Source organism: Rothia sp. HMSC069C10 (assembly GCF_001812205.1).
Lineage (GTDB): Bacteria > Actinomycetota > Actinomycetes > Actinomycetales > Micrococcaceae > Rothia > Rothia mucilaginosa.
Genome location: NZ_KV808306.1, coordinates 15499 through 38626, shown reverse-complemented (window position 1 = coordinate 38626; position 23128 = coordinate 15499). Strand labels below are relative to the sequence as shown.

The following is a 23128-nucleotide window of genomic DNA, read 5'->3' as shown; positions in this document are numbered from 1 at the left end:
GGGGTAGCGCGGATAGAGAGCTGATGGCTCCAGCATAGGGAGCGTGCGGGTGCTGAGTCAAGCACCCTCCCACAAAACCGCCTGACAAGTGCCGATATCCCCTAGAGAACGCAAAAGGAGGGGCGACACCGCACGGTGCCGCCCCTCCTTTTAGGCATTAAATCTGCGCGCGTACAACGCGCGAAACGCTATTACGCCTCGTGGCGCTCACGGTACATGCCCAGCGGGCCCGCATCCGCGTACGCCTGAGCGTCGTTGTAACGGTACAGGCGCGGCGGGCGGTGACGGGTGCCCTCCACGCGGCGGCCGGTGTCAATAATCGACTTCGATGCCGCAATCTGGCGGCGGAAGTTCGCCGGATCCAGGGTGCGACCCAGAATCGCCTCGTACACCTCACGCAGCTGCGCCAGGGTGAACTCCTCACCCAAGAAAGAGTGCGCAATACGCGAGTACTCGACCTTGTTCTGCAGGCGGTAGAGCGCGTACTCAATGATTTCGTTGTGGTCGAAGGCGAGCTCGGGCAGCTCATCCACCGGGAACCAGCGGATGTTCTCGTGCACGCGAGTGTTCGCGACCTCGGTGGCGGGAATCGATGCCCAGTACACCACGGAAACCACGCGCTCGTGATCAGTGCCGGGTGCCGGGTCGGGCTCGCCCACAACGCGGGCGGCGCGCGCCTCGGGGGTGCGCAGAACGTCACCGAATGCGTAGAGCTGCTCCAGGTAGCCGGGCTGCAGGTTAGTTGCGCGCTTCAGGGTCGAAGCGGCTGCCTCTTCGAGGGAAAGATTCGGGTTGAGCGGACCGCCAGGAAGCGCCCACTGGCCCTTATAAGGCTCGCGGAGGCGGCGAACCAGCGGCAGCCACAGGGTAGGGTGGGTTTCGTTTTCCTTGGGGCGCAGTGCCAGAATAACGGTCGAGACGGCGAGGGATACAGAGGTGTGGTCCACGTCGTTGTGCTCTTCAGTGGCGACTGCGCCGGGAAGAGGCTGGGATGCGATGCTCATTCAGGCCTCCTGTGCGAATGGGTATCGATAGGTGTGCATACTCTACCCATTTTAAGGGGTTAATAGGGTAAAAATGCACGCAAGGCACCCGCTGACCCGAAAACCGGTACCATCCGCGTCGTGTCAAGGGGAAAAGTTCAGGTACCGGACACACCAAAGCGCCTCTCCTGCCTGCCCAATAGGACAGAGAGGAGAGGCGCTCCAGCGTCTACTTATGCAACGTCTAACTATGCAATTCTAGGGTGCATGTCGGGGGTGCGGACTAGTCAATCTGCAGCTCGCCCATAGCGTCCCAGCCGTCGCCGTCAACTAGGCGAGAAACAATCTTCGGGGTTGCGGTCAGCATGGGGCGCATGTCCTTCAGAGCCTGCTGGAAGTGGTCAGAGTTCACGTGCGGGCCAGCTGCGTCGTCGTTGAAAGCCTCGAGCAGAACGAACTCGTTCGGGTCCTCAACACTGCGGGACCACTCGAAGAACTTATTGCCTTCCTCGGCGCGGGTTGCCTCGGTGAAAGCGCGGGTCTTCTCAATCCACTGGTCAGCGTATTCGGGCTTGACGGGGAACTTTACAGCAATGAAAATCATCGGAACTCCTTGGTTGAAGAGTAGATACGTACCCTTCCAGTTTAAGCCCCGGGTGCTCGCCGGCGCTGAAGAATAGGGTTTGAGGTAGCGGTTTTAGCTTGTGGCTTTAACCGCTGTGTCGAGTGGCTTTTGTGGTTTAACGAGCCGCCGCCTTGAGAACTTGCAGGGCGCGTTCCAGCGCCGCACGGTCTGCCGCAATGGCGGCTGCCCTCTGCGGGCTGGCGGAGTCGCCTCCGAACGCCGCGTTGTAGTACATGCCATCACCCAAAAGCAGCACGGCGCGGGCAATCTGCTCATCACCCAGTTCCGCGAGGACGAGCGCATGCCAGCCCTCCTGCACGCGTGCCATGGTCTGCTGGGCGAGCTCATTATTGTTCTGCGCCAGGCGGCTGAGGGCAATGAGGGCACGGTCGAACGGGGTGTTATCCGGCGTGGAGGAATTGATGTAGTAGGCGCTTGCGCCCTCGGGCGCCTGCTCCATTGCCGCGAAGTCCTCTTCAGCCAGGGTGAGGGTGCGTTCTGCGAGCGCTTCAAGGAGCGCCTTCTTGGATGAGAAGTGGTAGAGTAGCCCGCCCTTGGAAACCTTGGCGGGGGTGGCGACGGCGTTGAGGGTTGCGGCGCGTTCTCCCGAGCGAATCAGCAGGTCGACGTAGGTGTCGAGGATGTGTTCGCGGGAGTTGTTGGCGCGCTGTTTGCGGTGGTTGGGGGTGGTCATGGGTACCAGTCTAACCGCTTGAAACTATACCGTCCAGTTGGTATAGTTAATCTTCGTTTATGGCCCCGTCCGGACCCCTAAAACCTCACTAAAAGACCTAGCCCAAAAGACAGGCCGAGCTGATGCCGCCGCATCAGCCGACACCTTATAGACGCACGAAAACAACCCATGACGAATCACAATCCGCACACCACGGCTCTGCCCATTCACGCCCCCGACCAGAAGACCAAGCGCTGGGCGGCACTCGGTGTGCTCATGCTCCCGGTGCTCCTGGTCTCCATCGACAACACAGTGCTTGCCTTCGCGGTGCCCGCAATCGCTAAGGCGCTGAGCCCCTCCTCCGCGGAGCAGCTGTGGATCGTTGACTCCTACTCCCTGGTGCTCTCCGCCCTGCTCGTGCCCATGGGCGCTATCGGTGACCGCATCGGTCGCCGCAAGCTGCTGCTCATCGGCTCGACCGGCTTCGCGGCAATCTCTGCGCTCGCGGCATTCGCGCCCTCCGCGCTGATGCTCGTGGTTGCCCGCGCCCTGCTTGGCATTTTTGGCGCCATGCTCATGCCGGCAACCCTGTCGATTATTCGCAATATCTTTGTGGATGCGACCGAGCGCCGCATCGCTATTGCCGTGTGGGCTTCGGGCTTCTCGGCGGGTGCGGCGCTGGGCCCGATTGTGGGTGGTTTCCTGCTGGAGCACTTCGACTGGGGTTCGGTGTTCCTGCTCGCTGTGCCGATTCTGATTCCTCTGCTGATTCTCGCCCCGATTATGGTTCCCGAGTCGAAGGACCCGAACCCCAGCCCGGTGGATCCGCTGAGCATCCTGCTGATTATGACCGGCATGACCGGCATTACCTTCGGTCTGACTCACACCTCCGAAACCGGGTTCGATGCGGTGGCTATCAGCACCATCCTTGCCGGCCTGTGCTTCATTGTCCTGTTCGTGCTGCGTCAGCTCAACCGCGAGAAGAACGATATTCAGCCCATGCTGGATGTGCGCCTCTTCCGCAACACCGTGTTCACCGGCGCGATTACCGCAAACCTCATCTCCATGATGGTGGACGTTGGCTTCATCTACTTCGCCTCCCAGCACCTGCAGTTGGTCTCCGGTCTGCCGCCCATGTACGCCGGTATGCTGCTGATTCCCGGTACCCTGGCAATCATTATCGCCGGTCTGGTGATTGCGCGCGTGGCGGTGCACTTCCACCCGGCGCAGGTGGTGTCTTTCGGTCTGGCGCTCCACGCTGCCGCGTTCGCGGTGCTCGCCTTCCTGGGTGCGCACAACGACTTGGTGATTATCCTGATCTTCATTGTGCTCGGTACCGGCATCGGTATTGCGCAGACCATTTCGAACGACCTGATGCTCTCCAGCGTGCCGCCGCGTAAGGCTGGTGCGGCATCCGCGATCTCGGAGACCTCCTACGAGACAGGTACGGTGCTCGGCACCGTCATCATTGGTGGCATGCTCACCGCCGTCTACCGCGCAAATGTGGTTGTACCCGACGGCCTGGATGAGACTCTCGCCGACCACGCCCACGAAACCCTCGGCGGTGCCGTGACGGTCGCAAGCCAGGTGGGTGGCGAGCAGGCGAACCAGCTGCTCTCCTCCGCATTCGCTGCCTTCGACTCCGGCGTGGTGCTGAGCTCCGCATTCAGCGCCGTGCTCATGGGTGTTATGGCCGTCATTAGCTACTTCATGATCCGCAAGGCACCGCGCGAAATGAAGCCCGCTGACCACTAATTCCGCGCACTAACTCTGCGCGCTAACCCAGCGAGCGCACTAATTCGGAACACATAAGCCCCGCCTCCTGACGCTACCGCAACATCGGGAGGCGGGGCTTTTTTGAAACCCTTCCACCTGCGCATTTAAAGGTTCAGCACAGGTGCCGGTGGTACGGTAAAAACAGCGGGCTCGCGCCCGCAAAGGACGCCCCAAAAAGACGTCCTGAAAAGACGCGCTGACAAGACCGAGGAACCAGCGGCTCCACACAACTCAAGGAGGAACGCCACCATGGGACTCAAAGACTGGATAGCACCCTTCATTACACTGCTGATTGGTGCCAGCACCATCTTCATTTCCTACAAGAACTACCAGGCGCAGGCGGCGGCAAAACCCTCCGAACTGGCACGCCTAGAGCTGTGGAGCAAGCTACTGACCGAAGCTGGCATGGATATCAGCGCGCTACCTGACCCGGAGAGCCTCACCTCCGACCAGCGCGTCGTCCTCGAAAACTACCGGGTCTTCCTCAAACGTGCCTCCCTCGAATCGAAGCTGCGTAAAGTCGGCATCGACAGCAACCGCGTGTTCAGCCTGCTCATGAAGCGTGCGCACTCCTCCGTGAAGCCCACGCCCATCCCCATTGGCGACTCGATTAGCTACTACCGCCTGATTCTACGTGCTCTGCTGTACATTTGGGTTCCGCTGGCCGTGATTTTCATCGGCGTGCCCATCATCGTGGTCACCATCGCCTACCTGATTGGCCTGTTCACGAACCACCGCGGCAATCTGTCTGACTTTGTACTCTCCCCGCTCGCCGTGGTGCTCCTGATTGTTGGTGCGGTCGCCGTCGGTGCCCTCGTGTACCTGCAGAACCGCATTATCTACGCGATTATCGCGAACAACGTGTACTTCTACTTCTGGGATATTTACGGCTCTAAGAAGGGCACCCGCGATTCGAAGCATGCCTACAGCGAGCGCCTGTCGGCTAAAACCTACGCCGACCAGCTGTTCTTGGGTCAGCAGGAGTTCGCCCAGCAGTTCCGCGAAAATATGTACATGGCGGGTATTCAGGAGATTGACGAGTACCCGCGTGTGCTCAGTGATAGCGTGATGCTACCGCGTAACTACCGGGTTGTTGAAACTACCGAGGGTGAGGACCGCATTGACCGGGCGGTGAACTGGGTGCGTTCCAAGATCGGTTTTGAGCGTCTGGAACCTCGCATCATCTACACGCTCGAACATAAGGACGCGCACAAGGATGAGCAGAAGGATGCACAGAAGGATTCTGCGCACGGTGAGCCGGTAGCTACTGAGCAGGGTGTTTCTGGGCAGCCCGTAGAGACTCCGGCTCAGGATCAGCAGGAGGATGCGCAGAAGGCTCCGGAGGCACCCGCCTCGGAGGAGCCCATCGTTGCGGAGGTGCCCGTTGGCGCGCCTGCCGAGGATCCGGCTGATGCACCCACCGAGCCCGTCACCGGAGACGCCACCGAATCCTCTGCCGTATCTGGGGTATCTGCCGCATTCGGAGAGGATGATCCCACGGAGGTGTTCAACCCCATCACACAGAACGCCGCTATCGGCGAGAAGGCTGACGGTGAGAAGCCTAAAAACTAAATAGCCGCCCGGAACACAGAAAAACCCCGGAGCACAGAAAATCCCCGCAGTGCCGGAATCCGGGCATGAGAAAAGGGTCGCAGCCTACGAATCGCCATTGAATCGTAAGCGTGCGACCCTTTTCCTTTCCCTTCAAGGAGGAGCAGAATCGGAGGTACCGCCCGACCAAGAAGAGCCAAATGATGCGCCCCTCCACCAGTAGAGGTTGCCTGGCAGAAGAACCCGCAAGAGCGGGTCGGCAGAGCGCCCGGCAGAGGAGGCATCACGCGTGAGGAACCGCCCCTCAACCCACAAAAGAACAGGTTGAGCCCGCCAAAGAACGGGTTGCCCAAAGAATGGGTTGAGGGAACAGAAAACCCCGAGCTGGCGTATCTCTTGAATCTTCAGAAAATCCTGTATCTTCAGACAATCTTGTCTCTTCAGAAAATAACTACATCTCGGGGTAGGGGAGGGCGATTCGCGCTCCGGGTGGGACCTACCCTCTCCCACCCGGAGGCGAATCGTGGGGATGTTCGCAGTGTCATGAATACATCCCACTGAAATCCCTAACGAAAGTTTGGGGTTTCAGTATGAGCGGTATATGAGCTTACCGCTGTCTATGCCGCAACCTCGGGGTTACGGGAGATAACAACCTTCACCACGTTGTGCTCGGCAGCGTGGCTGAACAGGTCGTATGCCTCCTCGAACTGGTCGAAAGTGAAGCGGTGGGTTGCCATTGCCTTAGCGTTCAGGCGACCGGAGCGGACCATGTTCAGCAGGTTGCCGACGGTATTGCAGTTGACCAGGCCCATGTTGATGCGAACGTTAGAAATCCACATGGTGTTCAGGGGCAGCTCAACGGGCTTGCCGTGCACGCCAGCGTTAGCGATGTTGCCGTAGGGGCGAACAATCTTGGTGCAGGTCTCGAAGGTCTGCGGAACGCCCACAGCCTCAATTGCCACGTCCACGCCCAGGCCGTCGGGGGAGAGAGCCTTAATCTTCTCGATGAAGTCCGGGTCTCCCGCGTTGACCTTATCGGTTGCACCCAGCTCCAGTGCCTTGTTCATGCGGTTCTCGTCGAAGTCGACGGTGATGACGCGGCCGGCACCGCAGAGGTTAGCGGTCATGATTGCACCCAGACCCACGGGGCCTGCACCCACGACAGCGACGGTGTCGCCGGGCTTGGTGTTGCCGTTCAGAATACCGATCTCGAAGCCGGTGGGCAGTGCGTCGGTGAGGAAGAGGACGTCCTCATCGGTCAGACCCTCCGGAACCAGGTGGACCGAGGTCTCTGCGTAGGGAACACGCACGTACTCTGCCTGGGTGCCGTCAATCATGTAACCGAAAATCCAGCCGACACCACCAACGGTCTGGCAGTGCGAAGGCTGGTTCGCCTTACAGTAGGAGCACTTACCGCAACTGGTCACGGCGGGAATGATGATGCGGTCGCCGACCTTTAGGTCAGTCACCGCGGAGCCAACCTCGGTAATGGTACCGACAGCCTCGTGGCCCAGGATGCGTCCGTGGTCCACCTCGGGGCAGTCGCCCTTCAGGATGTGCAGGTCAGTACCGCAAATGGTGGTGGTGTCGACACGGGCGATAACGTCCGTGGGCTCAAGAATGGTGGGGTTCGGGACTTCCTCCCAGGCGCCCTTCTGGTCGGGACCGTGGTATACATATGCCTTCATGATGACTCCTTCTTTGAAGCTCTAATGAGGGTGTAGTGACTGCTTTATCACTACATGTATCAACCCATAAGAAATATTTGATAGGTTGTATTTTCATTAAACCCGACGTGTTGAATTATGCGCTTTTATTACGCGGAGTGTATCTTTTGGTTCTTTAAACATGAACATGATTCACTTTGGGTATTTAAGACCTGTAAAAAACGCACGAGGCGCACCCCCCAAACAGGGATGCGCCTCGTGCGTTTACTCGTGCGTTTACTCGTGCGTTTAATCGAGAAAAGTTGGATTGAGTCGAGGTTGAGCTGGGCTTAGCTCTTCAACTGGATTTAGCTCTTCAGCTGGGCACGCGCTCGCGAACGAACCGCCGTCACCGCCCACACCAGCACAAAAGCCGCCACCATCGACAGCACAATCGTGCCACCGGTCGGCAAGTTAAACGCCCACGACAGGTACAGGCCAACAATCGAGCAGATACCGCCAAACACCGGCGAGAACACCATCATCGACCCCAGTCGGCGGCACGCCAGGCGGGCTGCCGACGCCGGAATCACCAGAAGCGCCAACACCAGCACATTACCGAGCGTCTGCAGACCCAGCACCACAGAAATGGTTACCAGAACGTACAGCACAATATCCAGGGCAAGCACCGGCAGGCCCATCGCGCGGGCACTCTCACGGTCCAGGCTGACCGTCACAATCTGGCGGTGGAACAGCCACAGCACCAGCAGAATAACGGCACCCATAATCGCCGCCTGGGTAATGTCCTCATTCGAAACACCCACAATCGAGCCGAACAAGAAATCCTGCACCGACCCCGAATAGCCCGGCGCCAACGAAATAATCACAATACCCAACGCAAAGGACGCCGCGAAGAAAATACCGATCACGGAATCCTCGCGTAGCCGCTGATTCTGGCTAAAAATAGCCACCAGAATAGCCGTCACCACGCCCGCGGTCAGACCGCCCATGACCAGGTTGCCGCCCAGCACGAACGCCACCGCAAGACCCGGGAATACCGAGTGTGCCACCGCATCGCCAATGAAGACCATGCCGCGCATCAGCACGTGACAGCCCACCACACCGGTGACCACCGACGCGAGCAGTACCGCCGCCAGGGCGCGCGGAAGGAACGCCAGAGACGGGTTGAACAGGTCGGCAAGAAAATCGATAGGAGTAATCAACGGGCACCCCCGGTAGAAGCAGTATGGGCGGGGGAGAGAGAATGATCAGAAGCGCAGGAATCCGGCAGCTCGTGGCCGTACTCATCCAACGCACCACCGGCACAGGTGAAGCCCGTGCGGGCGTGGCCCTGCGCCTCCTCAATATCGTGACCGTGCAACCACGTATGCAGCTGCTCCAGGCTAAAGGAGTCCGCCGGACCATCCAGGTGAATATTGCCGCGCACACCGCACAGACGCGAGCAGGACTCACGCGCCGCCAGCATGTCATGCGTAGACATCAGAATCGTGATGCCCTCGCCCGCCAACTCACGGTACAGGCGAGTCAGAGTGGTCTGAGTCGGCGCATCCACGCCCGTAAACGGCTCATCCAACAGCAGTAGGGAGGGGTTCGCCGCCAAAGCGCGCGCCAAAAGAACCCTCTGACGCTGACCACCGGAAAGCTCCGCAATGGAAGCATCCTGCAGGTGCAGAACATCGGTGCGTTCCATCGCCGAAAAAACCTGAACCCAATCCTTCTTCGCCGGGCGGCGGAAGAACCCAATCTCACGCACGCGACCGGTCATCACCGTGTCCTTAACGGTCAGCGGAAAATCCCACTGGAACTGGTGCTTCTGCGGCACATAACCAATATGCGCACGCGCCACACGCGGCGACTCACCCAGCACCCGAACCTGACCGGACGCCGGGCGAATCAGACCCAAAATGGTGCGCAGTAGCGTGGTCTTACCGGCACCATTAGCACCAATCAGACCCGCAAACTCGCCACGCTCCAGGGTCAGGGACAGATCCTTGAGGATGGAACGGCGCGCGTAGCCGGCGTACAGGTTTGAAATCTCTAGGACGGGCTCAGTACCCGCTGTTACCGATGCGCTCACGAACGGTCACCGCGCACTTCATCCAGAGCCTCACGCTGAGCGGAGGCGCGGCGGCGACGGGAGGCGATGAACGCGCCCACGCCCACCACGACCACGATGCCAGCGACAATAGGACTCCAGGAAATCGTGAACTCAGCACGGAAACCGCTCTGATCGCTCGCTGCGGCGGCAGAAGAAGAACCGGATGCCTGTGCACCGGACGCCTGGGTACCGGCGGCCTGAGAAGTAGCAGAAGCCGAACCCGAGGATGCAGAACCGCGAGCCTGCGCCTCCATCGCGTACAGGGCATCAGCGCTCGCAGAATCGCCCACCGCAAACTTCAGGTAGCGGGTATCAGACACAGTCGAACCGTCAGACAGCTCAGCGCTCGCGGTAACCTTCAGCAGGTACTCGCCCGGGGCGGTGAACACCCAGTTCGCGTGGGTGTGAGTGTTCTTCTCAACCCACAGCTTCTGCGGCTCACTCTTGGTCGAGGACCACAGCACCTGCGGTGCCGAGAAGTTGCCGTTCTCCAGGTACAGGCTGAACGTGCCGGGGCCGCTCACCTGCTCCAGGGTCAGGTTCACGCCGCGGTTCAGCTTGGACACCAGCTGCGGATCCTGGGTGTTCCAACCCGGCCAGATCACGCCCTTAGTTTCGGTCTGCGGAATCACGTACACCTTAGAGCCGGCGGGCGCACCCACGAAGGAGTAACGCGGGTCGTTCGGCACCTCAAGGATCGCCTTATCGCTACCGCGGTAGATGACCTCGTCTAGGCTGCGCCAGACGGGGGTTTCGCCGTGGTCGTCGTGGAGCATGAGCTCAAACTTGCCGTTGTTGAAACGAGGACCCATATCCACGTGACCGGCAGAAATTTCGGTGCGGCCGGATGCGACCGGCTGCTCCGCCGACAGGGTCTGGGTGAGAGCGCGCTCGCCGCGGCTCAGGTTGCTGTCGCTCGGCTGAGCGGAGGCGCTCTCGGTGGTTGTCGGGGTGGTTTCCGCGTGTGCCATACCCAGGGGTGCGAGCATGAGGCTGGCGCCCAGAGCCAGGGCGGGCAGGGCGCGGCTACGTGAGGAGCGGGAGGGGGTGGTTGAGTTCATCATGAGGACTTCCTTGGATCATGACCGAAACGGTGTGTGAAAGATTATCTATATGCTGATACGACTATATAAGCTTGTGGGTAGCTTAAAACCGGGTTACGAGGTGCTTGCCTCCGAGCAGCTAGCACCCGAAGAATCGCCGCCAGAACTAGCCCCCGAGCACAGCGCAATCGTGTGAGCATTCGCCAACATCATCTGCGCGTAGTGAGGAGCCTGCGCATCCAGGGTGTCCGAATAGAGCACCCCGGTACGCACCTGAGCCTCCCGAGCCAGCTCCGTGAGAACCGGTGAACGCATCGCCGTGGACTTGTCCAGATAAATTGCTGGAACCTTCAAATCCTCGACCGTGCGACGCAGGCGCTGACGCTGCTGAATGCTCGGCTCGCCGCTGGCGCTGGCACTCACAAAACCGGCAATGTGCAACCCGTAGGTGCTCGCCAGGTAGCGGTAGCCGTCGTGCGTGGTGACCAGGTTGCGTGCCGACTCCGGCAGACCCCCGTACACCTGACGCAGCTGAGCGTCCAGGGCGTCAAGCTCCTTCATGACCTGCTCGGTGCGGGTCGCGTACTCGCTCGCACCCTCCGGGTCGGCGGAGATGAGCGCGTCACGAATGACCTGCACGCTCGCCTTCGCGTTCGGCACCGAATGCCAAATGTGCGGGTCGATTTCGCCGTGCACGTGCTTGCCCAGAACGGCCTGCGCCAACAGATACACCTGACCGCGATGCTCCGAAGCACCCGAACGCAGGAAACGGTAGCTGCCGCCGGCGGGCACCTCCTGCAGGGTGCGGGAGGGGACCGCGACCACGGTGCGGTTCAGTTCGTACTCTACGGCGCCCTGGGAGGAATCCGCGCGAAGCACGAGCCTGCCGTCGCCGGTGCGTGCCGTAATATCGGCGTGACCTGCGGAAAGAACCTTGATCTCGGCGGCAGAAACGTTCTGTTCTTTCGCCAGACGGTCCACCAGCTGTTGCGGGTCACGACCGACCGCGCAGTACAGGGTGCCGCGCGAAGAACGCACCGATTCCGGCGCGTTGACCGCGGTGGCGCTCAGCTCAATGGCGTACTCGCCGGCATCACTAAACGCCCACGACAGGTGCGTATGCGCCTGCAGGGGTAGCTCCAGCGAACCCATATCGCCGGTACGAATCGCGGTGTCCCCCTCACGGGTGAGGTTCACGCCGCGCGCATGCGAATCGCACAGCATCTCCACCGCGCCGAAGGTCTGCGTAATAAACGCCGCCAACTGCGCATTCGACGAATCGGTGGCGGTGCGCGCCCGCACGCTCTGCACCTCAAAGCGCATGCCGGCCTCCGAAGAATCGGCGGGGGCAGACTCGTTCTGCCCGCCCTCCTCAACGCGCAAACCCAGCCAGATGGAGTCCAGGGAGGCATCCTCAACAATGGCTTCCAGCTTGCCGCCGTACTGCTCGATTTTCTCCGCAACAGCCACGGACACGACCCCGGCGGGCAGGTTCGCCTCAACCATTTTGCTGAGCTTACGCTGCTCCAGCAGCAGGCCGTTCGTCAGGGCACAGCGGGCGTAGGCGACATCGCGGATATCGCGCAGGCTCGGCTCGTACGAGTGTGGGTCGGCACCGGCGGGCACGAGGGAGTGCACGCTGGCGCGGTCGCCGGCAATCTGCTGCGCCAAATCCGCCAGAATCGGGGTCGTGGCGACCACGCGCATCCGGTCGGAGGAGGCGTTCTCGGTGCTGGCGCATCCGCTCAGCGCGAAGGCACCAGCCCCCACCCCGGCACCTGCCGCAATGCGGGAGGCGAGGGTGAGGGCGGCGCGTCGACTATAGGCGTGTGACCCCTTGCCGGTATGCCCGCTATGCGGTGTCACCGCTGCGGTCCTTTCGGCGTGCCGAACGCAGAATCATGGCACCGAGTGCCAGCGCCAGAATGGAAGTGCTGACCATGAACGGGTCGATGACCACACCGGTGTTCGGCAGCTTACCTGCAGCGGCTGCCTTCTGCGCGTTCGCGAGTTCCTGACTGGTCAGGGCGCAATCCTCACCGGAGGCGGTCTTACCGACGATGCGCACCTTGGATCCGTCGGGCTTGGTAACGATGCCGGTGGCTTCGTCTACGGTGCCGTTGACGGGGTTCTTGGCGGTGCTCTTCTCGCCGCCGTTGTTGGCGCCGTTAGCGCTGTTAGCGTTGCCGCCGTCCTGCTTGGTGTCTGCCGCACCCTGCGCGTTGTTGCTTGCCGGGGCGTTATCGGGGTTGCCGACGGTGAAGTGCAGAACCGATTCGCTGCTGACCTGCTGACCGTTCTTCAGGCGTGCAGTCCAGCCGATGGTCACGGTGTAGCGTCCCTCAGCGGTGAACACCCAGTTGCTGTGCTGGTGGGTGTTTGCGGGCACCTGGAAGGAGCCGCCGCTACGTGAATCGAAGACCTGCTGACCGGCGGAACCGAAGTTGCCGGAGAGGAAAGTAGACATGGTGCCGGGTCCCTCAAAACCGTTGAGGCTCATGGTGACGGGGCCGTCGAGCTGCTTGAGCAGTTCGGGGTCCTGGGTGCTCCAGCCGAGCCAGGGCACGCCCTGCTGCTGGGTTGCGCCGATCATGTGCACGGGGGTGCCCGCCGGGGCGATGTTCTCCATGCCTGCGGGCAGGTTGATCTTCGCGGCGTCATTGAGCACGAACTCGAGTGCGCCGGGGGAGACGTGGCGGGCGGGGCTGGTGCGGTCGTCCTTCACACTGCTGGTGAGGTTGCCGCCGTTGAGCACGGGACCTACGTCAAAGTGACCGTGGGTGACTTCTTCACGGCCGCTGTGCTCGGCGGTGTTGACCACGGCGAGGGTGGGGATGCTGGTCGGTGCCTGGGCTGCCTGGTTGCTCTGCTTGTTGTCCTTCTGAGCGTCCTTGGAGTCCTTGGCATCTTCGGCGGGAACCTCGGTGGCGATGCACTGCTGGTTCAGGCTGCCGGGCAGACCGGAGGACAGCACGCCGTTGCCGGTAATGCCGCCGCCGTTGCTGCTGGGCGCGCTAATGTTCTGGGCGTTGGAGCCCTTCACACTGGATCCCTTCGCGCTGGTGGCGTTGCCGTCCTTGTTTTCACCCTTGTCAGAGCCGTTATTGGTGTTGTCGGTGCCGCTGATAGCGGTAACACCAGATCCGCCCTGGGCCGCCTGCTCACCATTTGCCGCCGCCTTCGCGCCGTTCGGGTCGGTCACCTGCGCGGCGTTCTGACCGTTCACGGATCCATCCACGCGGCGAATACCGGTGGATGCGCTCGCCTCCGCAGATGCACTAGCCTCAGCACTTGCGGAGGTAGATGCGCTGGGGCTGCCGGTGGCGCTCTCGGTGGCGGTGGAGGTCGCCTCGGGGGTTTCGGTCGCTTCCTTCGTTGCCTCGCTGGTTGCTTCCTTCGCGGCGTTCTGCGCGTTCAGGAGCTTGAAGCCGTCCTCGGCGTTGGTGCCCACGGCGATGGTGTAGGTCGCCTCGGAGCTGACCGGGGTGCCGTCGGCAAGGGTTGCGGTGGCGCGGAACGTCAGCTGGTAGATGCCGGCGCGGGTGAATGCCCAGCTGAGGTGCTCGTGGCCGCCAGAGGTGATGGTGTGCGGTGCGAGCTTGTCGTTGGTGCTGAAGACGCGCGGGTTGTCGCGACCGGATTCGGTGAAGACTTCGGCGCGGCCGCCTTCGGGTACGCTGCTACGCACGAGTTCAAGGTTGATGGTGTTGTCCTTGAGCGCGCCGGGGCGGATTCCTTCCGCACCGAGGCCGGGGTAGAGCAGGCCGCGGGTGCGGGTGGAGGGAATGTAGAAGATGTCGGTGCCTTCGGGGGCAATGTAGTCGTAGCCTGCTACGACGTTGGTGTGTGCATCCTCGACGTCGGGCAGGTGGAAGACGGTGCGGGCGGGGTTGAAGCGTCCCTGCTGGCCGGGGCCGGTGTCTGCGAGGGTGGCGAGGGTGAACTGGTTGCCGTCGAGGAATGCGTTGAGCATTTCGGTGTGTACGCCCGCGATGACGTAGTCACCTTCGTAGTTGACGTAGGCGCGCGACTCGGTACCTGCCTGGGTGCCGGTCTGGTTTTCCTGTGCCTGTGCGGCGGTGAAGGTGCCGACCTGGGGGAGGGCGAGGGGTGCCCCGAGTGCGAGGGTGCATCCGAGGGTGGTTGCGCTGAGTAGGCTCAGGGGTTTGGTGCGTCCTTGCATGGTGGCTCCTTGGATGACTGCTCGTTGGCTGGCGCGTTGCCCGATGCTTTCGGGGTTTGCCCGATGCTGGGTCCGGCGGCCTGTTGCCGGTTTCTCCCCTGCGTCCGGGGTGCGCTCTGCCGTGTTTTTCTCTTTGTGGATGTACGTGGTGTGCGTTTTTGGGCGCGCCTCGGCGCACACGTGTTTCTGAGAATCACTATACTCACTTAGGTTCTAAATGACAATTATTTGCAAAAGAGCTACCCTAGGAAATAGAAAAATGAGAAAGGTTGTCATGAGCTCTCAGAAGCAGACCCAACGACGGGTCACCACACACACCCCCGCACTCTTCATCCCCGGCGGCAAGCCCGCCCTCCGCCGCGCAGCCGCATTCCTTTCCGCCGCAGCGCTGCTCGCGCTCGCCGGCGCTGCCCCCTCCCTGCCCGCCGCCGCAGGCCCCGACGACGGCAAAATCGTCACCACCAAGGGCCACGTTGACGCCCCCAAGGCATACTGGGACGAGCAGAACGGCACCTTCGTCCTCATGAACGAGGCGAACCCCTACAAGACCGGTGCAGACACCTACGAACTGGACAAGACCGTCAACTGGGTCGGCAAGGGCTACAGCACCAGGGACGGCAAGTCGCAGTACACCATGACCCTGGGCGACTCGCCCTCCCTGGCGTTCCTCGGCGAACCCGGCCAGACCCTCTACATGGCACCGCACCTGACCTACGGCAACCAGGACCCCATCTGGGCTGGCCTGGGTGCCTCCACGAAGGTGCCCACCGAGCGTTTCCGTGACGGCGTGTTCGCTACCGACATTCTCTCCGTTGAGGGCCCCGGCCGTATGGAGCTCTTCCGCTACAACCCGGACGACGCCCCCGCTGACGTGTACCGCATGCTCTCCAGCAGCTCCACCGGCTGGCACTCCTGGCTGCTCGACAAGGGTAGCCACACCCACAACACCACGACCTTCACCCGCCCCGGCCGCTACGTGGTCACCTACCGCACCGTGGCGCGCTCCACCGACGGCCGCATCATTAGCTCCAAGCCGTCGAAGCTGGTCTGGCAGGTTGGCGGCATGCAGCCCGTGCTCGGTGACGGCACCCCCACCGCCGTGCCCACCGTCGACCGCTACAACGCGGCACCCGTCGGTGACCTGGACGCCGCAAAGTACATGCTGTCCGTGGCACCGCACCGCCTGGACGCCGACCCGGCAAAGAACAAGGACGCTGACGACAAGCTCAGCGACATCACCTTCACCGCCGCGAACAAGAACCTCAAGGGCACCCTGACCCTGTACAACAACGGCTACTTCCTGACCGACCTGCCGGTCGTGAACGGTACCGCCACCTGGTCTGAAATGCTCGGTAGCGAGGGCTCCCAGCTGCAGGCGGTCTTCACCCCGGATACCTCCGACGAGAATAGCGCGGAGGCGTCCCGCTGGATCTCGCACAAGCTCACCTACGAGCCCGGCAAGGCTGAGAGCGTGTACAGCGACGACGGTAACGGCTCCTGGCCCGAAGAAATCCCGGATCAGGCGAACACCGTACTCAGCACCCAGCAGTACACGCCGACCAGCATGGACTACGACGTGACCGTCACCCCGAACGGCAACGGCTTCAGCACCGTTGAGGTTCGCTTCAAGGACCCGAAGGTGCGCGGCTTCATGCGCGGCGGCTTCTACGCCCAGGATGACCCGGTCTACCCGTACCTCGACCTGGAAGGCTCCGTTGAGGATGGCGTGGCGCGCTTTACCTTCCGTGACGAGTCGTTCTACAAGGGCACGGCTCTGCGCGTGAAGATGCTGACCCACCCGGATATGAATGCTTCCGCCTCCACCACTGAGGTTGCAGCGAACTACGAGCCGGGCACCAAGTACACTGCGCACGGTGCGTTGGCTCCCGATAGCGCACCCATTAGTGATGCGCCGAAGCCTGCTCCGGTGGATCCGTCGCCGAGCGCTGAGCCTACCGTCGCGCCGACTGAAGCTCCTAGCGCTGAGCCGAGCGAGGCTCCTTCCGAGGCTCCGACCGCTGAGCCCAGCAACGTTCCGTCGGTGTCCCCCAGCGAGGTTCCGACCGTGCCTGCGGTGCCGACCGCCTCCGCAGAACCGAGCGTGCCTGCTCCGGCGCCCTCCACTCCGGCACCCTCCAGCCCCGCGCCCGCGAACCCGACCCCGAGCGCCCCTGCTCCGACTAGCCCGGCACCGTCTGCGCAGCCGTCCACCCCCGGAACCCCGGGTAACCAGTGCGTGCCCGGCCAGATTGACGGCCGCACCAAGATTTCGCACGGTCACCTGGACATTCAGGCGACCCTGAAGGACCGCCAGCTGTCCGTGGGTCTGCGTGACGACAGCGGCATCATTGACGCTGATTCGACCGTGCGCCCGCTCGATTCGGTCGTGTGGACGGTCAGCGAGAACGCCCGCCGTGTACGCACCGAACGTATGGCTGATGAGAAGCTGAACTTCATGGGCCCGGTCGGCACCGCCTTCTACGGCCTGCCGCAGACCCAGCAGAGCGGCCTGCCCTGGCCCGGCTACAACACGCAGGACATTGACTACTCGCAGCTGCGCGGCCCGGTGCGCCTGCACGTGGTGCCGAAGGTCATGCCTGAGGGTGCGCGCTTCGGCATGTTCACCGAGTCGCTGAACGGTGCGGATGTGCTGCTGGATTCGACGACCGGCAAGACCACGATCGACATTGATTACGCGACGCACGCACATGCGAACTGGGTGTTCTCTGAGCCCGGCCAGTACATGTTTGACGTGCACTATTCTGCGACTCTGGCTGATGGTACTGAGGTGAACAGCCCGGTGCAGCAGCTTGCGGTTGCTGTGGGTAAGAAGGCGTCGGATGCGTGCTCGTTTGAGACTGCCGTGCCGAAGGACCCGAACGCGGCTGCGGACGACTTTAGCGGTGTGCGCCGTGTGGATTCGGCAACCCCGGGCGGTACCGCTGGTGCTAACCAGCCCGGCTCCGCACAGTCTGGTGCCGCGCAGGGTGGTCAGTCCGGTCAGGCTGGTGCTTCTGGTGCTGCCGGTGACGTGAACGCGCAGGGATCCTCTGACGGTTCGGCTGATGGTTCTGCTGGCGGCGTGTACCCGGGTGGTATCTCCGGCGGCGGCGCTGGTGGTGGCTCTTTGGGTCAGTCCGGTGTGTCTGCTTCTTCTGGCGGTGCTAGCTCCCAGCAGGGCGGCCTGGCACGTACTGGTTTTGGTGCGGTGTCTGTGGCTGTGGGTGGCGCACTGGTGCTTGGTGCGGGCACTGTGATGGTGCTGCGTTCCCGCCGCCGCGCTTCGTAGCGCTCGCCGCGTGAGAACACGCTGATACGATAAAGCCCCCGCGGCTGAGAGGATGACTCTCGGCTGCGGGGGCTTTGTTTTTAATTTATGAGGTTGTTATTCTTTGATTTCTTCAAAGCGGGTCGTCACAAAATCTCGATCTTTCTTAGGTGAACGATTGGACACATGGAACAGGTACTTTTTTCTAGGTTGCGCGGTTTTAACATATTCGGAAATCTTCCATCCTTCAGGGGGCTCAAACATCGTGAGTGTGCCGCACTCCTCCGTCTCAAAGACACCCTTCAAACCAATGTCAGTCATGCCACCAAGGTCCGTTCCGCGACGCTCTTGCGTGTACGCCGTAGTCACGGTGCAGGTGGCGGTGAAACCGTCACTGTCATCACGCAGATTTATAGGAATAATAAAAAAGATATATCCAACGCACATCGTCAGAAAAAGCATTGTTATTCTTTCCGACAATTTTCGATTAGATTCCATTGATTTCCTCATTTCTTGATCGATTTACATGTCGACGTCGGCAAGGTCGGTGACCTTCTCGCGACTCCTGAAATAAGGAATGGTCATATAGCCATTGTCCAGCTTATCTACCTGAGCTACATCAGCGGGATTATTCATGTCAGGCCAACGTTCTTGCTCAATCCTGAACCGTACAATCGCCATGAGCCGGTAATTCTTGTGCGTCATGGGACCAAAAGCAGCAATCAGCTCACCTGATCGGGTGTAAAACCCCACCGTATCCTGGTCTTCAACATTCAGCGTTTCGTAATACACGATGCTGTCTATCGCATTAATGGGATAGCGGGTCGGGTTGGCTGACCAGACGCGCTGCTCAATACCCTCGGGAGAGAGGTTCACGTAAGCGACAAAAACATAGCGGGCATAAAGATAGCAGAAAAATACAAAAATAATATTTAATGTATTCAACCAGATGTTCACATTTTCACTTTGAATATTCGCTATAAAAGCAAGACAAGGGAACATCGGAATAAACAGGCAGAGTAACGTCTCAGCGCGAGTTACTCGCTTAATATAAATTCCCTGCGCTTCTTTTTTCTTATCTTGGCGTCGATTAATCTCATACCTAATAATGATGTAGACAGCAGAGATAAAGGACAGCACGAAAATAATTCCGGAGAAAATAATCAGGAAAATACGCATGGTGGGTTCTCGTTTCGTGTGGTTGGTGAATATGGTTCGGTGTTTGGGTCTATCGTATCGACTGCCGTGCGGTGCTACATCTTGATATCCGCTAGGCCGGTGATTTTGTTGCGTCTTCTGTACAGTTTCCTGAACAGGGGTCGGGTCCACTCGAGGCTATCCCACGTATCAACATACGCCAGATCCTGCGGGTCCCGCATATCGGGCCAGCGGTCAAACTCAAGCCGGAACCGTACGATTGCCAGCAGCCGGTGGTTCCTTCCAACGGGGTCAAGCTTGGCGATTTGCTTGCCTTTCTTGGTGTAGAAGGTGGCACTGTCGGTCTCTTCCCCATCCCAGTCCCCCGCCTCCGCCTTACCTTGGAAGTAGAAAACCTGGTCGATAGCCCTAATCGGGTAGGGGGTCACGGTGGCGAACGGTGAGAGCTTCTGCTCCACAGTGTCAGGCGTGATTTTCGTGTACACCAGGTGAACGTGCAGAAGGTGGTATAGGAAGACCAGCAGCAGGATGAACATCAGGAGGTTGAAGAGGATGCCGAGCTCTGCCTGCGTGTAGAGGTAGAACGCGAAGAAACCTGCCGGGAGTGTGGGCGTGAGAAGGCTTATGAGTGCTTCACGGCGGGGCACGCGTGTAATGTAGATGCCTTCGTCGCGTAGCTTCATGTCCTGGCGCAGGTGTCTATCATGCAGGACAACGACAATGATGGCGCCGATAATCGATGCGAGGGTGCAGGTGCCCCAGAGCAGAAGGAAAAAGGTGTGCATGATGTGTGCTCCTCTTTCGCGGTGTTGGTGGTGTTCGTGCCAGTTGTGGCTCTTAGGATGTAGGGGGTAGTCGGCGCTTATCGAGCGGGCTACATGTCGACATCGGCGAGACCGGAGACTTCTCCCCGTTCCCTGAAGAATGGAATTGTCTCACCCCATGTGTCCAACAAGTTAACCTGAGCCACATCACCCGAATTATTCATATCAGGCCAGCGTTCGTTCTCAATCCTGAACCGCACAATCGCCAACAAACGATAATTACCATGAATAATCGGGCAAAACGCAGCAATATGTTTACCTGATTTAGTATAAAATCCAACAATATCTTGGTCATCAATTGAGAGCGCTTCACGGTAGTAAACACTATCAATTACATTGAATGGATAACTTGTCGGCTTGGTGGAAAGAATGCGTTGCTCGACGCCTTCCGGTGAAATTTTTACATAAGCAACATGAATATACCATGAGAACATTAGAAAAATTGAGGTGAAAATTAGAGCAATAAAATCTTGGATAAGATTTATTTTTCCATCATATATCATGGACAAAAAGAAAATTAATGGAAAAAATGGGGATGCGAGACAGCTGAAAATCTCAAAACGATTCACGCGTCTAACATAAATACCCGCAGACTCTCTCTTCTTATCCTGACGCCGATGCACCTCATAACTAATAAGAATATAAGGAATTGAAATGACAGTAAGCACTAATAAGCAACCCCAAAAAATAGTTAAAAAAGTGCTTAGCAATGCTACGCCCTAATCTTTTCGGTTGTTTCCTTCTTCGCTTCTTCCTTCTCAGGAATAGAAATACCCACGGTGACGTACTTCTTCACCGACCACGCATTCATCGCCACCGAGGCAGCAAAGAACAGCGCGGGCAACCACTCCTTGCGTACCAGCGAATAGCCCAGGTACCCGAGCGCGATACACCCCGCCAGGCCAGCCACGCCAATACACACGGCACGCAGGGTACGATACCCCTCAGACCCCTCCTCAAAGCGGGTGCTCTGCAGGTAGAAGAGGCCCTCACGCACAACACGCAGGAACCCAGGGGCCAGGAAAAGCGCAACCGCCAGAGCCACCGGATCATAGCCTGCAGTCATGAAACTGGTCAGAGGAACCACGAGGCACAGAACCGTGAAAATAGCCGCCGACACAACACCCACGCGGGTTGAGAGCCTATTCATCTGCTCCATGCGCTGCAGGTCAGGAATATCGTCATTAGGCTCGATGCGGTAGATAAGGAAGTCGACAATGAACAGCCCGCCAACCATGTACCAGGGGGCGAAGTTCGTCTCTGGGGTCCACAGCATTGCATCCGCGGTACGCAGTGCCCCAAAAGCGGTCAGAGCCGTCACTACAATCAAGCCTACCGCGCTGATGGAGTGAACGAAGATAAAGAAGTGGTGGAAGAGGCCACCGTTTGCTTCATAGCCGTAGCTTTTACTACGCACCGTATCTATGACTGAGAGCCCTATAGGACCTGCAACGAAGAACAGTGCACCCCAAGGCCAAACGTCAATAACACTCATCCCTAGTGATGCAAGGGCCATGAAGATAAAGATAAGCCATAGGAAGATTAGCCATAGGATTCTAAAGGTTTCAGAGATAGCGTTCATACTATTTCCCTTTCAACTATTTGGACTCTGCCGCGCCCCGTCCAGGTTAGGCGGCGGTGCCTACGTGCTGAGGATACCAGGGCATGAGCCCCGAAAGCCCCGAGGTAGCGCGGGGGTGAGCCGCGCATCCCCGGGAGCCTTCAGCCCACAAACCGGCAGGCTACATGTCGACGTCAGCAAGACCCGAAATCTCTTGATTATTCATGAAATACGGAATGACTTCATAGCGGTTATCCAGCTGGTTCACCTTATCCACGTCAGCCGGATTATCCAGCTCAGGCCAGCGACCATACTTAATCCTGAACCGGGTCATAAGCAAGAGATAGTACTCATCATAATTCGGGTTCAACGGGTTAATACGTGCACCCGACTTAGTGAGGAACCACATCCGGCTTGGGGTATCTTCATTCTTCGACTCACTATAAACAACGCTATCAATCGCGCCGATGGGGCAGATCCTCGACCCGCGAACGGGGGTGTGCATATTAATACCCTCAGAAGAAATCTTCATGTATGTGGCGTTGACGTGCCACAGGTAGAACAAGAGGAAAGCAGTCATGAAGATGTAAATACCCTCCGCATAGGGGTTAGTCTCGGGGCCATTGAGCGACAAAAAATAGCGGATAATCGGGAAGCCCGGGATAAAGACAATAACGTACACCAGTAGCGCTCGCAGACGACTAATGTAGATGCCTTCACGCTTCTTCTTCTCGTCGCGGCGTCGATTGATGATGTAAGCGGCAAGGGTAAAAATCGTGAAAATAGTCGTGATGATGGAGCATACGCCCCAAAAGGTAATAGCAGATTCTTGAGACATCATTTAGCTATTCGCTCCTTCGGTCAGGTTGGAGTCGGTGATGGTAGTGGAGTGCGCATCAAGGATGCGCTGCAGATGCTCCGAGGCATACTTGTGGCCAGGTACATGGCGCCTCCAGAAGATATGGTTGAGGGGCGCTCGCAGGCACGGCGACTGCCGCGTGAACGAACGCCCCCTCCATCAGCGACGGCTAATCATGGAACCAAATAAACCGGTTTACTTATCCATCTCGTAGACCCAACCACCGGCGTTGCAGTAACGCTTACCATCCTTCTCAATGATGTAGTAGCCGGGCTCGTGGTTCTCGCACTTCTGGATAACCTCACGGGCCTCTCGGTTAGACTTTTCAAGGTTCGCGGCACGAATTTGGAAGAAAGCAAAGGTCGCAATATACGCCACCAGAACCAGCACGAGAGCGGCAATCGCCATGCCCTTACCCTTGCCGGTGCCGTTCTTAACCATGACCAGAGCGATTACAGCGAAAATAATGGTCGGGATGGTCAGGAACGAACCGATCACAAAAATGCCGGTCAGGGCGGAAATAATGCCCAAGACCAGTGCGGTTACTGCCGCCCACTTCTTCTTTTTCGGTGCCTCGACGGGTGCGCCGTATGCGGGCTGTGCGGCGGGTGCCTGCTGGGTGAACTGCGGCTGCTGCGGTGCAGCCGGCTGCGGGGTGTTTTCAGACATGAAAGTCCTCGTTTCGTATGTGGTTGGTGAATATCCGGAAGCGCACCACCTGCAGGTGGCGTACCTTTCCCAAGGATACTCTATGTGCTTGAAAGCTCTGACAAGTTGAATTGTCGAGTACTTTGATGGTCTATGGGTTAGGTGGCTAAAAAGTTAACTCGGCGCAAGGCTCGGGTGAAGACTGGGCGAC

Annotated in this window: 19 protein-coding genes; 3 read left to right on the top strand and 16 right to left on the bottom strand. The window is 59.4% G+C overall.

Features of this window, described 5'->3' with window-relative positions:
- Positions 1-191 precede the first annotated feature (191 nt).
- From HMPREF2842_RS08890 to HMPREF2842_RS08880, 3 genes are all read right to left on the bottom strand, one after another.
- On the bottom strand, positions 192-1004 hold the full coding sequence (locus HMPREF2842_RS08890; protein ID WP_070644369.1) for an NUDIX hydrolase: 813 nt from the start codon (positions 1002-1004) through the stop codon (positions 192-194).
- Positions 1005-1266: 262 nt separating this feature from the next.
- A complete protein-coding gene (locus tag HMPREF2842_RS08885) occupies positions 1267-1587 on the bottom strand; it encodes a putative quinol monooxygenase (protein ID WP_012904344.1) in 321 nt (106 codons plus the stop codon).
- A gap of 136 nt (positions 1588-1723) precedes the next feature.
- A complete protein-coding gene (locus HMPREF2842_RS08880) occupies positions 1724-2302 on the bottom strand; it encodes a TetR family transcriptional regulator (RefSeq protein WP_070644367.1) in 579 nt (192 codons plus the stop codon).
- A gap of 168 nt (positions 2303-2470) precedes the next feature.
- Between HMPREF2842_RS08880 and HMPREF2842_RS08875 the strand changes: the two genes are divergently transcribed.
- Both HMPREF2842_RS08875 and HMPREF2842_RS08870 read left to right on the top strand, forming a co-directional pair.
- The gene (locus HMPREF2842_RS08875; protein ID WP_049338178.1) at positions 2471-4036 is read left to right on the top strand and encodes an MFS transporter; all 1566 of its coding nucleotides are present in this window, start codon (positions 2471-2473) and stop codon (positions 4034-4036) included.
- Between the two features lie 270 nt (positions 4037-4306).
- The gene (locus HMPREF2842_RS08870) at positions 4307-5629 is read left to right on the top strand and encodes an NADH dehydrogenase (protein ID WP_070644365.1); all 1323 of its coding nucleotides are present in this window, start codon (positions 4307-4309) and stop codon (positions 5627-5629) included.
- A 596-nt stretch (positions 5630-6225) separates the two neighbouring features.
- On the opposite strand, the gene HMPREF2842_RS08865 is transcribed toward HMPREF2842_RS08870, so the two are convergent.
- From HMPREF2842_RS08865 to HMPREF2842_RS08840, 6 genes are all read right to left on the bottom strand, one after another.
- Positions 6226-7296 (bottom strand): alcohol dehydrogenase catalytic domain-containing protein, encoded by a 1071-nt coding sequence (locus HMPREF2842_RS08865; protein WP_049352853.1) that lies wholly within the window; start codon positions 7294-7296, stop codon positions 6226-6228.
- 326 nt (positions 7297-7622) lie between these two features.
- Entirely contained in the window at positions 7623-8477 is an 855-nt protein-coding gene (locus HMPREF2842_RS08860; protein WP_049350274.1) for an anchored repeat-type ABC transporter permease subunit, read from the bottom strand.
- Positions 8474-9352, bottom strand: coding sequence for a metal ABC transporter ATP-binding protein (locus HMPREF2842_RS08855; protein WP_070505477.1), 879 nt, complete (start codon positions 9350-9352; stop codon positions 8474-8476). Before HMPREF2842_RS08855 ends, HMPREF2842_RS08860 begins: the two co-directional genes overlap by 4 nt.
- A complete protein-coding gene (locus tag HMPREF2842_RS08850) occupies positions 9349-10437 on the bottom strand; it encodes a TIGR03773 family transporter-associated surface protein (RefSeq protein ID WP_070644363.1) in 1089 nt (362 codons plus the stop codon). The genes HMPREF2842_RS08855 and HMPREF2842_RS08850 overlap by 4 nt, the downstream gene beginning before the upstream one ends.
- Positions 10438-10530: 93 nt before the next feature.
- Complete coding sequence (locus HMPREF2842_RS08845; RefSeq protein ID WP_070644360.1) at positions 10531-12282, bottom strand: anchored repeat ABC transporter, substrate-binding protein; 1752 nt, start codon at positions 12280-12282, stop codon at positions 10531-10533.
- Complete coding sequence (locus HMPREF2842_RS08840; protein ID WP_070644357.1) at positions 12269-14599, bottom strand: TIGR03773 family transporter-associated surface protein; 2331 nt, start codon at positions 14597-14599, stop codon at positions 12269-12271. Before HMPREF2842_RS08840 ends, HMPREF2842_RS08845 begins: the two co-directional genes overlap by 14 nt.
- Positions 14600-14873: 274 nt before the next feature.
- Here HMPREF2842_RS08840 and HMPREF2842_RS08835 point away from each other — a divergent pair, with 274 nt between their 5' ends.
- Positions 14874-17888, top strand: coding sequence for a choice-of-anchor M domain-containing protein (locus HMPREF2842_RS08835; protein ID WP_070644355.1), 3015 nt, complete (start codon positions 14874-14876; stop codon positions 17886-17888).
- A 96-nt stretch (positions 17889-17984) separates the two neighbouring features.
- On the opposite strand, the gene HMPREF2842_RS08830 is transcribed toward HMPREF2842_RS08835, so the two are convergent.
- The 7 genes from HMPREF2842_RS08830 to HMPREF2842_RS08800 form a co-directional block, all read right to left on the bottom strand.
- Entirely contained in the window at positions 17985-18329 is a 345-nt protein-coding gene (locus tag HMPREF2842_RS08830; RefSeq protein ID WP_070644353.1) for a hypothetical protein, read from the bottom strand.
- Between the two features lie 60 nt (positions 18330-18389).
- On the bottom strand, positions 18390-19046 hold the full coding sequence (locus tag HMPREF2842_RS08825) for a hypothetical protein (protein ID WP_070644351.1): 657 nt from the start codon (positions 19044-19046) through the stop codon (positions 18390-18392).
- 74 nt (positions 19047-19120) lie between these two features.
- Positions 19121-19810, bottom strand: coding sequence for a hypothetical protein (locus HMPREF2842_RS08820; protein ID WP_070644348.1), 690 nt, complete (start codon positions 19808-19810; stop codon positions 19121-19123).
- A gap of 89 nt (positions 19811-19899) precedes the next feature.
- A complete protein-coding gene (locus tag HMPREF2842_RS08815; protein WP_239665157.1) occupies positions 19900-20517 on the bottom strand; it encodes a hypothetical protein in 618 nt (205 codons plus the stop codon).
- A gap of 44 nt (positions 20518-20561) precedes the next feature.
- Positions 20562-21266: a hypothetical protein gene (locus HMPREF2842_RS08810; RefSeq protein ID WP_070644346.1), complete on the bottom strand. Its 705-nt coding sequence runs from the start codon at positions 21264-21266 to the stop codon at positions 20562-20564.
- Between the two features lie 325 nt (positions 21267-21591).
- On the bottom strand, positions 21592-22251 hold the full coding sequence (locus tag HMPREF2842_RS08805; RefSeq protein WP_070644344.1) for a hypothetical protein: 660 nt from the start codon (positions 22249-22251) through the stop codon (positions 21592-21594).
- Positions 22252-22464: 213 nt separating this feature from the next.
- Positions 22465-22938: a DUF4190 domain-containing protein gene (locus HMPREF2842_RS08800; protein ID WP_070644342.1), complete on the bottom strand. Its 474-nt coding sequence runs from the start codon at positions 22936-22938 to the stop codon at positions 22465-22467.
- Positions 22939-23128: the final 190 nt, after the last annotated feature.